Source organism: Methanococcoides seepicolus, assembly GCF_023684405.1.
GTDB lineage: Archaea > Halobacteriota > Methanosarcinia > Methanosarcinales > Methanosarcinaceae > Methanococcoides > Methanococcoides seepicolus.
In genome coordinates this window covers 22363-37307 of the sequence record NZ_JAGSOI010000021.1, presented here as the reverse complement: position 1 = coordinate 37307, position 14945 = coordinate 22363, and the positions used below count along the sequence as shown (strand labels likewise).

12 protein-coding genes and 1 pseudogene are annotated in these 14945 nt (G+C 37.7%); 6 read left to right on the top strand and 7 right to left on the bottom strand.

Annotated features, from left to right (window positions below; genetic code table 11):
• The 5 genes and pseudogenes from KDK67_RS06805 to KDK67_RS06785 form a co-directional block, all read right to left on the bottom strand.
• A pseudogene (locus KDK67_RS06805) lies at nt 1-301 on the bottom strand (IS1-like element ISMbu3 family transposase); the annotation flags it as partial.
• Between the two features lie 399 nt (nt 302-700).
• Nucleotides 701-1942, bottom strand: coding sequence for a polysaccharide pyruvyl transferase family protein (locus KDK67_RS06800; RefSeq protein ID WP_250868055.1), 1242 nt, complete (start codon nt 1940-1942; stop codon nt 701-703).
• An 18-nt stretch (nt 1943-1960) separates the two neighbouring features.
• Nucleotides 1961-3334 (bottom strand): Coenzyme F420 hydrogenase/dehydrogenase, beta subunit C-terminal domain, encoded by a 1374-nt coding sequence (locus tag KDK67_RS06795; RefSeq protein ID WP_250868054.1) that lies wholly within the window; start codon nt 3332-3334, stop codon nt 1961-1963.
• A complete protein-coding gene (locus tag KDK67_RS06790; protein WP_250868053.1) occupies nt 3331-4884 on the bottom strand; it encodes an MATE family efflux transporter in 1554 nt (517 codons plus the stop codon). Before KDK67_RS06790 ends, KDK67_RS06795 begins: the two co-directional genes overlap by 4 nt.
• Nucleotides 4885-4946: 62 nt before the next feature.
• Entirely contained in the window at nt 4947-5939 is a 993-nt protein-coding gene (locus KDK67_RS06785) for a glycosyltransferase family 4 protein (protein WP_250868052.1), read from the bottom strand.
• A gap of 177 nt (nt 5940-6116) precedes the next feature.
• Between KDK67_RS06785 and KDK67_RS06780 the strand changes: the two genes are divergently transcribed.
• The 6 genes from KDK67_RS06780 (at nt 6117) to KDK67_RS06755 (ending at nt 13166) form a co-directional block, all read left to right on the top strand.
• Complete coding sequence (locus tag KDK67_RS06780; protein WP_250868051.1) at nt 6117-7034, top strand: glycosyltransferase family 2 protein; 918 nt, start codon at nt 6117-6119, stop codon at nt 7032-7034.
• A gap of 214 nt (nt 7035-7248) precedes the next feature.
• Nucleotides 7249-9705, top strand: coding sequence for an oligosaccharyl transferase, archaeosortase A system-associated (locus tag KDK67_RS06775; RefSeq protein ID WP_250868050.1), 2457 nt, complete (start codon nt 7249-7251; stop codon nt 9703-9705).
• Nucleotides 9706-9836: 131 nt separating this feature from the next.
• The gene (galU, locus tag KDK67_RS06770) at nt 9837-10703 is read left to right on the top strand and encodes a UTP--glucose-1-phosphate uridylyltransferase GalU (RefSeq protein WP_250868049.1); all 867 of its coding nucleotides are present in this window, start codon (nt 9837-9839) and stop codon (nt 10701-10703) included.
• 90 nt (nt 10704-10793) lie between these two features.
• Nucleotides 10794-11285: a 3-isopropylmalate dehydratase small subunit gene (locus tag KDK67_RS06765; RefSeq protein WP_250868048.1), complete on the top strand. Its 492-nt coding sequence runs from the start codon at nt 10794-10796 to the stop codon at nt 11283-11285.
• 8 nt (nt 11286-11293) lie between these two features.
• Entirely contained in the window at nt 11294-12154 is an 861-nt protein-coding gene (locus tag KDK67_RS06760) for a DUF7714 family protein (protein ID WP_250868059.1), read from the top strand.
• 16 nt (nt 12155-12170) lie between these two features.
• Nucleotides 12171-13166, top strand: coding sequence for an isocitrate/isopropylmalate family dehydrogenase (locus KDK67_RS06755; RefSeq protein WP_250868058.1), 996 nt, complete (start codon nt 12171-12173; stop codon nt 13164-13166).
• A gap of 398 nt (nt 13167-13564) precedes the next feature.
• Here KDK67_RS06755 and pyrH read toward each other — a convergent pair whose 3' ends face one another.
• Nucleotides 13565-14269 carry a UMP kinase gene (gene pyrH / locus KDK67_RS06750; protein WP_250868047.1) on the bottom strand — a complete coding sequence of 235 codons (705 nt, stop codon included), beginning with the start codon at nt 14267-14269 and terminating at the stop codon, nt 13565-13567.
• A gap of 140 nt (nt 14270-14409) precedes the next feature.
• On the bottom strand, nt 14410-14586 hold the full coding sequence (locus KDK67_RS06745; RefSeq protein ID WP_250868046.1) for a 4Fe-4S binding protein: 177 nt from the start codon (nt 14584-14586) through the stop codon (nt 14410-14412).
• Between the last annotated feature and the right edge of the window lie 359 nt (nt 14587-14945).

Sequence of the window (14945 nt, the reverse complement as noted above, 5' to 3'; positions counted from 1 at the left end):
TTTCGTCTAATTCAACAATCGATATTTCATTTTCGCTCTTTAGATCCTCTAATTCACGACCAAACTTCTTTATCCATTTTTGGACCGAAACGTGGCTAACTCCTAAAAAACGTCCAATTGAACGAAAACCTAATCCTTCGAGATAGAGTTGTAAAGCCTGCCGTTTAACAGACATAGGGCTAGCAGTTGATTTAATCTCCACTGAATAGTTGTACCCACAATCATGGCATTTATAGCGTTGGCGCCCATCTATTCTACCATTCTTTTTGTGATTAGAGCTCTTACACCTGGGACAGTTCATGCATAAATATAGGTCCTAATAACATAAAAACTCTACTTAAATACCAATGCCAAAATTAATATAAGTGTTCTTAGTTCTATTTGATTTGGTAAAATGCAAAAGAAACTAAGAACATACGTCAACAAAATTCATCAAAAAATCCATGTCGAATTTGACAGTTACCGTGGATTCATGGAAGAGAAAAACAAAAAATACATTTATGCCAATTTTGAGATGGTAAATACGTTGATTTTGGGTCATAAATGGGGAATTTCATGACAATGTGTGCGAATTTATCAAACTGTCAAATAGGATTTCCTGACAAAAAATGAAAAAATGGGACGAAGGAGAAGACATTCTCTTCAGAAAAGGGTAAAAACTGTCAAACTTGGGCTCGAACTCCATTTTTAGAAAGTCGGTTCAGCTTAGGATTTGTTTAAGGTATTTTCCTGCAATCAATGCATTTTTTTGGACATAAGGAATTTTTGAATCCAACTCATTTTTGATTTTTTTACGATTATCTAGCATATATTTAATTTTATTTGCAACTACATCTGGTTTTAGATCGTTTGGATTTAAGCAATAGAAACTATGGCCAAAAACATCTTCATTAATTCCTTTTGCCTTAATACTATATGCAAAACTCAATGTTGGTACACTTGATGAAAGAGCTGCAATTGTTGAATGTGTTCTAGCACCAGCAAATATAGACATTTTGCTGATTATCCATTTGATTTCAGATGCATTATATATTGGAGGAATTAAAGTAATTGAAGCTTCTTGACAATTTATAGTTTCTAAAACCTTTCTTAAAAATAAATAATCATTAATGTATATATTTTCGTTATTGCTTGTGACATGAGGTATTAAATATATCTTGCAAGAAGTTTTTTTACTAATCTGGGAAATAATATTAGCAGCTATTTTGATCCATTCATCAATATCCCCTCTGGTCGTATAACGAGCCATTAATGGACTTAAATTAATTCCTATAGCATCTTTTTCGATATCTAAATTAAAATCTTTTTGTTCAGGCCTTCTTATTTCCATAAGAAAAGCTGGATCGGAAACCCTATATACATTGTCAACTAAGCCTTTTTCAGCCAAGTACTCAACTGTATTATCTTCTCTTGCAAAAACTGCAGTTACATCATGAAGATGCTTTACCATATATTTTTCATATTTTGGATTTTTATCAAATGGACCTACAGAAGCACCCCATATAACTAAAGGTTTTCCTTTTTTCAAAACAAAATCATCTAAACCTGTAAATAATTTTGGGATTCCATAGTCAAGAGAATAATTGTCCCCTCCAATTGACAATACTGCTTCAGCTTCATTAAGATATGGTGTCATTTCCCGATAGATATATCCCTTGTATGATGTCGGACTTACAATTCCGTACATTTTATTATAAGACCACTGGAATGTATATTTTTTAAGAGGTCGATTTGTATTTTTGTGAAGTATCGAATGATCTATTTCTTCATGACATTGTTTTTTAAATTGATTATCGTTATGAAAATGGCTAATACACAAAAAGTTAGGGTTATTGTAATTATTTCGCAATATCTCTACTGTGCCTCTAACAATGGCTTCACAGCCTCTATTCTCATAAGGCCCATTACCTGCTAGAATAAAAAAAGGTTCGGTACTTCCCATATTAATTCATCCAAAATATCAACTATATTTGTTTCTAATTTGTTTTGGAATCGCAATATATTTTTGCACTAATTTCCAAGAATATAAAATATATATGTAGAGTTTCATTTGTCGCCGAAATTCACTGAGATGAAGGTACTCTCCATCAAAATTATCAACAAAATACTTCTTACTCATAATTTGCATTTTATTTTTCAGTTCGACCTCCTTTCTTTTAAAAAAATCGATATTATTAGCTGCTTTTACTCTTTTAATAGGAATTTTCAATCCATATTTATCTGAAAGATATAATCTATATTGGAGTTGATCTCTTTTGAGATCAATAACTCCTTTCTGACTTTCAATCAGCTTGTTTATCAAAATTTCACTCACATTAATTTGACCACTTTTAATACCATCAAATATCAAGTTTTGTAAAGATTTAGACCTAACAATAAGCAAATTGTTACCCCTGCTATCATATGAATATTCTTTTAACCAAGCATCCATAAACGTAATGTCGGCCAGTTCTGCAAAAATATCATCACAGAAATTGCAGGCATTTTGGGTAAACCAGCGGTTAACCCAAGCTTCTGATACACCTTCATCCCAGTAAATTTTACCTTTGGCACCTTCTTCATTTGTACAGTGGAAGTAATAATTATTTGCCGGGTTGTCAGGATTTTTTCCTCTATAATAGGCATTTTGAAGTTTACCATTTGCATGGGCTAATGTTGAAAGATAAGTTGTATAATGTTTACTTTTCATTTGGCCACAAACAAGACCAATAGTGACTGCAATCCTCTCATCCAATATTCTATTCTTTTTAGAAGCAAGTTTTAAGCCTTTTAGAAAACATGGTAACCCGGTGACAGCATAACGACCAGGCTCATCCAGTATTTTTTTAATCACTTTTGACATCTCAACAGGATAATATGCAGACCCTGATGAGGAACTTACAGATGATGCATTATCAAAGATTTCAAATACAAATAGCTTATTGGATTTGTTATGTGGGGTAACACATATAACATAATCCACAACATTTTTTTCAAGTAATGTTGTAAGAAGCCAAGTTGTCATTCCTCCCGATGCACCACTTTCCCTAAAACGATACGAATAGCCTACATAAGATTCGAGATAATATCCCACATCTGGTAAATATTTACTATTATCTATGCCACTGAATAGTTCTTCTCCCAATACATTTTCGTTTGTAGCTTTTTCATAAAATGGGCACACATTTAAGCAAAATCCACATTTTTCAGGACATTCTTTTTCTTGATAAGGTACATATTCTCCATATTTATTAAATTTCATTATCAGTGCCCCTTGAGGACATATACCTGCACATATTCCACATCCAATACAAATATCATTATTAGCAATTGCATCAATGACATTGGTGTTCAAACTTCACCCTCCTCTTTTGAAAATGGTAAAAAGGATTTTATCATATCACATTCTGATCTAGTCAAACCTATAGACCAAATCATTGAAGAATAAATCAAAGAAATTAGTATGCAACTAATCACTAATGTAATTAATGTTGAAATATTAAAATAAAAATTGATTATAGCAGTTAAACTTACAACCAAGATTATTGAAAATATTCCATAAATCATTGAATTAGCAAACAGATTTTTGGGAACGTCTAATACTTTTGCTGCATACCAAGGGATGAATAATGTATTTTTAAGTGTTAACATAATAGCTCCTGCGACTGCTACTCCATAGTATCCCCATCCAGGAATATGTGATAATGTTATAGCTAGCAAAAAATTTCCGACTCCCATAAATAGTGTAACTAAACCTGGGATACGTACTTTATTGAAAGATATATTAATAGAGAAAAGGGGAAGTACAGATAAATTGATTATAAGATGAGACAAAAGTACCCACATCAAAGGTGAAAGTTTCACGAATTCTGGACCAATCCACAATGATAATATCTGTGGAGCAAAACCACATATAATTCCTATCGGTAATGCCATTGTAATGGCCATAAATTTTATAGCCCTTTTCGAAATAATTATTATATCTCCAAATTGATTATTTGCGTAATAAGTTAAAATAATCGGTGTAAGTAGTCCAGATAACATCCCAGCTATTGATCTTAACAATGTGCTCCACATAAGTATTGCAGCATATTCTCCACCTGCAATAGATCCAAATAATTTATTTACGACAATCAAATCCATTTGAAGAAACAAAAGAGCACCAATCTGATTGATGATTATCCAATTTCCCATTCCAACTATTTCTTTTAAAAAAGATAATTTAAAATCAATATAATTTACCCTGAAATGAGGATTTATTTTTTTAGAGAAATATAACGTCAATGCAAACCCAACTAGTGCACCTAGAAAGTAAGAAAGTCCAATATAGCTCAATTTGGCAGAAAATACAGAAAATAGGAGGATGATTAGTCCCACTTGGATAAGTATATTGACAACACTTATATATTTTTGAATATCCAAGCGATTATAAGCAAACAATGATATCCCAAAAACACCACTTAATGCTTTTATTAAAAATGCACCCATAACTCCTAAAAAAAGCAGGTAAGCATCATGTATTTGGTTTGATGGAATTTCAAAAAAAACAGGTGCGTAATACGATAAAATAAAAATGATTGGAATTAATAGTAAAATAATTCCAAAAATTCCAAATAGAGATGTATTGAATGTAATATTTGCTCTTTTAAAATCTTGTCTCTGTAAATCTACAGTTAAATATCTCGAAATAGAACTATTAATTGATTGTGTAACTAGACCCACATAACTGGTTATTGAAGTTGCTAGAGGTATAAGTCCATAACTAGCCACTCCAAGATTATCAATAAAATAAGGTACCAAAAATAAACCAATAAGAATATTTATTAAAAAAAATATGACGTTCGCCCCAATATTTTGGGGTAGCTGGTCACTGAAACTTTTTTGGTACATCTTAAAATCTGACAAAATATCTTCCCCTATTAATTCTCAAAAACAGTTTATTATTTATTAAATAAGTTATTCGCAAATTACGTAAGCTTACTAAATTCATACAGACTATATATAATATTAACCAATTCATTTGCTCTTCTTTGAAAAGGAAATGATTTGTAAACCTTGTCTTTTGCAAGTTTTCCTTCCATTCGCAAAGCTTTTTTAATCGCATTAGCTGTTTCCTCAGCATTACCATAAGGAACATACATTCCCGTATCACCAACTACTTCAGGTAGTGCACCCATGTTTGTAACAACAGGAACACATTCACAAGCCATTGCTTCACTAAGTGCCATACCAAATGATTCATAATATGATAATTGGCAATACACTTTTGCTTTTGATAACCAATCGACAACTTCATTACGAGAAAGAAAACCTGTTAAAAGGACATTTTGGGGAATATTGGTTATTTCAACATCAAACTTACCTATAATTACAAACTTTATATGAGGTAATTTTTTTGCAGCATCAATAAATGTTTCAATTCCTTTCAATACATATCGATTACCTATTGTTACAACAATATCTTCTTTGTTAGATCTGCAATTGAAATAATTCACATCTATCCCATTATATAGAAGCATTACATTTGAATCAGTATATTTTTCTGCTTCCGTTTTAGTAAAATTTGATACTGCTAAGAGTAAATCTGCATGTTCCAACACAAATTTTGTGAAATATCTGCTGCGTTTATGTTTTCTCATACCTCCGTAATCAATTTCTGGAACATCTGCCACATCCCCTCCTCCTAGAATAACAACAGATGTTTTTCTAAATAGCTTACAAAACAAAACAGCTAAAAAGCTATGTCCGCCTGCAAACCATGAAAATGAGACGTCAGTCCTTAAAACAACAAAAAAGATTTTAAAAGTGTCCCATATATTCCTATAATTAGCTTTTTTAGTTACAAAATGCCTGGATAATATTTCATAATCCTGTTTAACAAAAGATTGTAGAGAATAATATACAAATGCAATTTTTATATCTGTACTTTCCTTATCTATTTTGTGATTTTTAGTGAACATAGACAACGATTATTTAAACATTCAGAGCAATATATAAGGATATCTGTTTTGAATAAATTGATTACATGTTGTTACAAATTTTCTGAAGTTGTATAAAAATAAAATCTAAATTTCTTTAACAAATTATAAATTGATGACACTAATAAACAATACAAAATACAAATAAAATGTGCAAATATGACAAGAAATTTATTCATATCCATAATTACTCCTGTATACAATGATTCTCAAGGACTTGAAGATACGTTACAATCATTAGTAATCCAGGACTATCCCCGAGATTGTTTCGAGATCATTGTAGCTGACAACGGGTCTACAGACACAACATTGGATGTTGCAGAATCATTTCTCCAAGAATTCCCAGAGTTAGTAAAAATAGTCATTGAGGATTCAATCCAAAGTTCCTATGCTGCCCGCAACAAAGCCGTAAAAATTGCCAAAGGGCAAATAATTGCTTTTATAGATGCAGATATGTCTGTGGAAAATGATTGGCTTACTAATATCAGTCGATCCTTAAAAAAGCAAAATTCAGATTTTATTGCCTGTGGAGTGGAGATTTATTCGGAAAGCAACTCTCTATCTTCGTTATATAACCGATTATCTGGTTTCCCGATCGAAGAGTACATAAATAATCGTCATTTTGCACCGACTTGTTGTTTGGCAGTTAATAAATCAGTTTTTGAAAAAGTAGGCTTGTTTAATCCAAATTTGATTTCAAGCGGGGATTATGAATTTGGGAATAGGGTTTACAATTCTGGGCTTAAATTGGGCTATGATCTGGATATAATTATGAAGCATCCAGCGAGAACGTCATATAAACAACTTCTCAAAAAGTCGTTCCGTATAGGCAGGGGATTCTATCAGCTGTCATACTATAATCCTGAGCTTTATAAGAGGATGAATCGAGGCATAACGAACTCAGTTTCAAATTCACAAAAAAACTCGTGGAATCTGTTTACGTTTAACAAAGAAGGAGAAATATGGCGTAATTTGTCTATTTTCACTAAAATTAGCTTGTATTTGATAGATGTAACAAATAAATTAGTAAAGCCTGCAGGTTATATTTATGAAAAATACTTTCAAAAAAGAAATTAATTATCTTTTATTATTTTTACATGATTCATATCGGTTAACTTATAAGTGATCATAGGACTGTCATACAAAAACGATTGAAAATTAAATTTGGCATAGTTATTTCAATCTTAAAACACATTAAATCCAAAACGCTTAAATTTTATGACACAATACAATATTATGACACAATACAATATTATGATCCGAATATTAATAACTATAATGAGTGGAACCCATGACCAATGAAGGCAAAGACAACATTATAAATATTCTTCCATATTTTGCAGGCGTAATCCTAGCTTTCCTAATAGCACTGTACATAAGAACTATCCCTAAAGCAAGTGTGTTTCTCTCTAACGGCTTTGTTCGATTCGGGGGTAATGATCCATGGTACCATCTCAGGAATGTCGAATCAATTGTGAATAATTTCCCGAATATGCTGTGGTTCGATGCATATACCCAATATCCAAATGGTACTGATCAGGTATTTGCACCATTATTTGACCTTGTACTCGGAACCATTATCTGGATACTTGGGGGTGGAAATCCAAGTCAGGATCTTATCTATACAGTTTCCGCTTACTACCCTGCATTTTTGGGAGCTTTGGTTGTAGTTCCAACATACTTTGCTGCCAAATGGTTATTCAACCGTGAGACTGGAATTTTAGCATCACTGCTCATTGCAATATCATCTGGCCAATTTCTCTCTAGATCAATTCTGGGATTCAATGATCACCACATTGCTGAAACCCTGTTGAGTACGATTACAGCAATGTTTCTCATAATGGCGATCAGAAAGGCAAATGATTCTGGAATCTTTTTTGACGATCTAAAAGGCTCAAGATTTGAGAACTTGAAACCAGCTCTCCCATATCTTGTACTATCAGGTATTGCACTGGGTGCCTACTCACTGGCATGGAAAGGAGCTCTCTTCTTCAGTTTTATTATAGGTGTTTACATAGCGATTCAGCATGTAATGGATCATCTGAATGGTCGATCTACCGATTATCTGGCTATCAGTGGAATGGTCATATTTGCTGTCGCGCTTATTATTGTTCTATTGACACCACATCTGGGAGGTACAAAAGCACTACACATTAAAGGGTTGCTTGCAGGTATCGTTGCATTCCCTGTCCTTACTGGAATGTCGATAGCTATGAGCCGGAAAAAATTCAACAAATATTATTATCCCGGTTTAGCTGCAGTTCTTTTTGTAGGCGGGATCATAATTTCAAAACAGGTCTCACCTTCTGCATATTCACTTGTAACAAGTGTTTTCAGCTACTTCATGCGTACAGGCGGTGGCCTCACCATCGCCGAAGCATCCCCTCTTCTCTCCATGGGTGGGCAGTTTTCCCTCGCTCCTTTCTGGGGCAATTTCACGACCCTTGGATACATATCACTCTTAGCAATAATCTTCCTAGGGTACGAAGCATTCAAGAAGAACACCTCCCCCGAAAGAACATTCCTGTTGGTCTGGACCTTCATGATCATATGGGCCATGCTCCAGCAGAACCGTTTCGCATACTATTATTCAGTAAACGCTGCGATCCTGTCTGCTTACGTCGGTATTAAATTTATGGAGCTCGCAGGCTGGAAAGGTTTGCTCGAGGATATCAGATCAAAGAATAAATTCGACATTAAGAACATCAAGATCTGGCCCGTAGTCTCAGTTCTGGTCATCATACTTGTCTTCATGTATCCAAGTTACAATATGTCAATGCAACAGTCCCAGTACACAGGTGGTCCCAATGGATACTGGATCGAAGCTACAATGTGGCTGAACTCTAACACACCTGACCCTGGCCTAGATTATTATGAGAGCTATGAAGTGCCTGCAAAAGGTGAGAGTTACCAGTATCCTGATACTGCATACGGTGTGATGTCCTGGTGGGACTACGGTCACTGGATAGAAGTGATCGGACACCGTATTCCAAATGCCAATCCGTTCCAGCAGGGAGTCGGAGGACGCAGGAATAGCATCGAGGAAGAGAACCGGCCGGGTGCATCCACTTTCTTCACAGCACAGTCCGAAGAAGAAGCTACTGCAGTTCTTGAGGCAGTACACCCTGACCCGGATAAGGCCGGTGCACGATACATCGTCTCTGACGTGGAGATGGCCACCGGTAAATTCTATGCAATGGCTGCATGGACCCTTGATACCAATGATTATTACATTCCGGTACAGACAGATATGGGCACACAGACAGTACCGGGACCAAGGTATTTCAATTCCATGGAATCACGGCTACATATCTTTGATGCGAGGGGCCTTGAACAATATCGTATGGTGTATGAATCCCCTGTTGGCAACTCTGCCGAGATCGGTTACAAGAACATTTACAATGCGCTCTTTGAAGGAGATCTCGCTTTGGAAAATACCGGATATGTCAAGATATTCGAGTATGTTGAGGGTGCACAGATCGTTGGTGAAGCACCTGATGGTGAGGATGTTGTGATCTCCACGACCATAATGACCAACATTGGCAGGACCTTCGTATATTCCCAGTCAGCCGTTTCGGATGGAACTTACTCCTTTACGGTACCATATTCCACACAAGGACCAATCGAAGGGGAGACACAGTTCGATACCATGCCGATTGGAGCTTACAAGATCACCTATGGTAGCTTTGTGGAAGAAGTAGATGTAAGTGAAAGGGATGTACTGGACGGAAATGTAATAGAGATCTGATGTACAGGCGTTGTGCATCTTCCAGCAATGCATCTTTAGTGGTTTGCTGGGCCAACTATCATTATCTGACAACGAAGGTTTATGAAGGACCGATCTGAATTTGTGTTATAATCGTTATAAGGGATGTTTAAATGGATATCAAAAAAGCTGTAATTCCTGTTGCAGGGCTTGGGACCCGGTTCCTGCCGGTGACAAAGTCCATGCCAAAAGAAATGCTTCCAATAATTGACAAACCGGTGATACACTATGTTGTGGAGGAGGCTATTGCATCGGGTATTGATGATATAATCTTTGTTACGGGGAGGAGCAAACGTTCCATTGAGGATTATTTTGATGGTTCCCCTGAGTTAGAGATGCACCTTAAGGGGCAACATAAGGATGATCTTCTGAAAATGGTGGAGGATATCTCTTCCATGGTGGATATTCATTACATCAGGCAGAAAGAGCCAAGAGGGTTAGGGGATGCTATCATGACCGCCAGGAAACACATTAGCGGAGATCCTTTCGCAGTTCTTCTTGGTGATGATATCATTGTCAACCATACCCCTTGCATAAGGCAGCTCATCGAGGTCTTTAAAAAATACAGGTGCTCCACCATTGCAGTTGAAGAGGTTCCACGGGAGAAGGTCAGCAGTTATGGTATCATTAAGGGTAAACCACTGGAAGGGACATTGAGCATTCTCGAAGACATTGTGGAAAAACCTTCCATTGAAGACGCACCCTCGAACATTGGTGCCATAGGCAGGTATGTGTTCACTCCGGAGATATTCGATTGCATCAGGGATGCCGGAGCAGGTGTTGGTGGGGAGATCCAGCTCACAGACGGTATACGCATGCTAAACGATATGCAGAAGGTCTATGCTTACAAGTTTGCAGGGAAGCGATATGATACCGGGGACAAGTTCGGGTATGTTCAGGCGGTCATTGACTTTGCATTATGCAATGAGGACTTCGGGCCTAAGGTAAGGGACTATCTGAAGACCATTCCAGATATGTGATCAACATCTTATAACATTTCCATTCTTTTTTTCTTTTTTTCCGCTACTTACTAATATCATTGTGTAAAACCTACTCTTCAGGTGACAACATTGGAAAGTAAGATCAAAGGAAAAGCTTGGGTATTTGGCGATGATGTCGATACTGATGTCATTATCCCTGGTAAGTATCTCAGGACAACTGATATGCAGGTTTTCGCTGACCATGCGATGGAGGGCATAGATCCTGATTTTTCGAAGAAGGTCCACAAAGGCGATGTGGTCGTTGGTGGAAGCAATTTTGGTTGCGGTTCTTCAAGGGAACAGGCAGCTCTTGCTTTAAAATATGCGGGTGTTTCCTGTGTTATCGCGAAGTTCTTTGGTCGTATCTTCTTCCGTAATGCTATCAATGTAGGTCTTCCTCTCATGGAGGCTGATATTGAGTGCAAAGAAGGTGATACCGTTGAGGTCGATCTGCAGGAAGGATTGGTTACCGTTAACGGTAAAGTGTTCAAAGGCAACAAGCTTCCTGATTTCCTTCTTGAGATATTGACCGATGGTGGCCTTGTAGAGCACAGGAAGGCTCTGCAGAAAAAGGACCAATGAATGATATCATGATATTTCCTGATGAGTACAAGTGTGTCGGTGTGACCGGGATATCTCCTGATGAAGTGCATGAGGATATCATCTATTTCCTTTCGGACTACATGATCGTTGAAGATCAAATAAGTGAGTCTGAGATCGAATATTCCGTTTATCATGTGAATAAGAAAGGAACTGACCTTCTGCGTGAAATTGAGAGCATTGAGCTTATCGCTTCGAAGGGACAGGTCATAAAATATGAACGGCAACTGAACATAAAGGACAGGACACTTCTTATCGATACAGCAGTGGAATTGTGCAAAGGCGATGTGACCACTGTAATTTTCACAGGTGTTGATAACCACGTGACCTTTGTCCACTCTCCGTCATTATCTGAGATCGTGGGGATCGAGATAGTCGATGTCATACCTCCGGTCCCTTCGTGGCTTTCCCATGTTATAAGACGGCTCGAAACGAGTGGCATTTTCGGGGACCTTGGAGTTCGTTTTACCGAGAATGTCATTGATCTTTCACAGTTCGAGGGTGAGAACACTGTGTTCCCATGCTCATGTTCCGGTCTGAAGGGCAAGTTCCTTGATTGCGATTCTGTCATGGAAGATGGGGCATTGCTTGTTGGCTGTGAGATCTCAAAAAAACTTTTCGAGACGCGTTTTCCTGATATCAGCTATTCAATGGTGAACATCTGTCCTTTCAAATCCGATATTTTCAAACCGACAAAGCCTTTCATCACCCGATGTTGCCGTTCGGAAAAATCAGGAAGGGTCACCATCAATGGGGTGGAAGGGGCAGTGGTCCATTGGGGTGCTTCGGAGTATTTCGTTTCAGAGGCTGTCAGGGACCTGGCGCTTGATATTGCAAAGAAAAGGGCATGATCTTATGGTTAAAAAAATGAGGGTTGCGATAGTTGAAGGCGATGGTATCGGGAAAGAGGTAATTCCTGTGGCAGTAGAGGTTCTTGATGCGCTTGACCTTCCCATTGAGAAGGTTCCGCTTGAACTTGGATATGGTAAATGGGAAAAATGTGGTGTTGCCATTGATGAGAACGATCTCGAAATACTGAAAAGCTGTGATTGTGTTCTATTCGGTGCGATCACCACCCCTCCTGATCCGAATTACAAAAGTGTTCTTCTTACCATTCGTAAAGAACTTGATATGTATGCTAATATCCGCCCGATAAAACCGCTTCCCGGGCTGATCGGTGTGACAGGAAAGAATGATTTTGATTTTGTGATCGTGAGGGAGAACACCGAAGGGATGTATTCTTCCATCGAAGAGATACACGATGATGTGGCATATACAAAGCGTGTCGTGTCTCGTAAAGGGTCCGAGCGTATTGCAAGAAGTGCTTGTAAACTGGCAAAAGAGAGAAAGAATGAGCTTACCATCGTACACAAATCCAACGTTTTGAAATCCGATACACTTTTCCTTGGTGTTTGCCGGGAGGTTGCTGCCTCTGAAGGCGTGGAGTACGGGGATATGCTTGTGGATGCGATGGCATATAGTCTGATGTCATATCCGGAAATGTATGATGTGGTGGTGACCACCAATCTTTTTGGTGATATACTCAGTGACATGTCGGCAGCCCTTGTAGGTAGCCTTGGTCTTGTGCCCAGTGCGAACATCGGTGACAAATATGCTTTTTTTGAACCGGTACATGGCAGTGCTCCGGATATCGCAGGAAAAGGGATCGCAAATCCAATTGCAGCTATCCTTAGTATGAAGATGATGCTTGAATGGATGGGCTATGAAAGGGAAGCGGTCTTGGTAGAGAGTGCAGTAGAATTCAGCATAAGGGAGAACCTGACCACCCCTGACCTTGGTGGCAGCTCCAGTACTTCCGATGTAGGTAAAGTGATCGCTGATCACGTTCGGAACAATCTCTGAAAAATAGAATCGTAACACCCTTATTTCCAAGGGGTTCCTCTTTTTTGAAATATCCTCTCAGGAAGTTTACAGCAAGGCTGCTACTCCTGAAGTTGTGAAGACCGCACTGAACGCAGAAGGTGTCCACCATCAACAAAGCGTATGAGAAGAGTTGACATGAATGAGTGCGCGACCATAATGAGCAATATCATTGCAGAGAGCATATCTATGTTACTTATTTTTGTGTTTACTGAAAATCGAGTTGAAGTTCAAGACATCATAATGGTTTTCAACAGTCAGGAGGTCCATCTTCAGTGTTATCAGTTGCTGCCATCCTGTGATGGACTTATGAATTAAACGTTTTGATCTTGCAGATGTTATAAAAAAGTAGGTAAGATAAAAAGAGTATATGTCTCCCTTCATCCAATGATGCGTGTTCCCAGACGAACACCTGTTACTTTTTCGGTTTTGACAGCTTCCTGAAGTACGACTTCAAGAACGTCTTGTGGATCGGTTCCATCCATAATGATGGTATCGATATTGCAGCGTTCGATGATCTTTGAGGCAAGAGGGTCTACCGGCGATTTGGAGCCTGCTTTCATCTCTGTTGAGATCACAATACCGACAAGTTCCTTTGCTGTCATTATATCGAATTTTTTTGCTTGTGGGTCTTCTCTTGGGTCACTTGAATAGACTCCGTCAACAGATGTTGCAATTACCATCATATCTGCGTTCAGGTATTCTGCAAGGATAGCTGATACGGCATCAGTGGTCTGGCCGGGTATCACTCCTCCCATCACAACGATCTTTCCTGAAGCGAGGGCTGATTCTGCTTCCTTATAAGTGGTCGGTGGTTCTGGATATGCAGTGCTTCCAAGTGCGGCGATAAGAAGTTGTGCATTTAAGCGTGTGATGTCAATTCCAATAAAATCACAAACCACCTCATTGGCTCCGACTCCTCGGGCAACATCAATATAGTTCCTTGCAGCAACACCGCCACCAGTGACTACCACGATCTGATGTTTATGTGCCAGTTCTTTCAATGCTGAAGCATATGCGGTAAAATGCTTGGGGTCAAGATCTTTTGCGAGTATGGACCCGCCTACTGATAATACGATTAACATGATGATCTTTAGTCATAACGTTGTCAATGGTTTAAATCTATTGGCACTCTGTCGGAGATAGATAAGCATAGCTAAGTCTTTATGCTGATATCAGGAACGAATCAATATGAAAAATAAAAACAGTAATGGAATAAGTGGGCTTATTCCATTGAGATAGCATCTGTTGGACAACTGTCCACACATAAACCACAGTCAATACATTCGTCAGCGTTCACGACAGCGATGTTCTCTCCGTCCATTGAGATTGCTTCAGATGGGCAATCATCTACACATGTTCCGCATCCTACACATTCGTCTCTGTTAATTACTGCTACCATTATTCATTTCTCCTATTAAAGTTGGATTTAATTATATGAGTGCAAAATTTGCAATATACCCATTAAATACGTTAGATAAAAAGGTATCGATTATCCAAAAACGGTTTCTATTTTTTGAACAACTGGCAATTGACTTGAATTGATCATGCAAAAGCAAAGAGCAATATTCGGTCTATAATCTTTGGACTACTAATTGCGTTTCTTCCTGTAATTTATGTGGGTGTTTTCGACTATGCATCATTGTTTGGGATCGTGTAAAAACAGTCTCTGTCCCACAATCTATTCAAATAAATACTCTGCAGAAAAATTATCCAAACAAGATTATTTTTTGGCGAAATGGTTTAATATATTCAAGATGT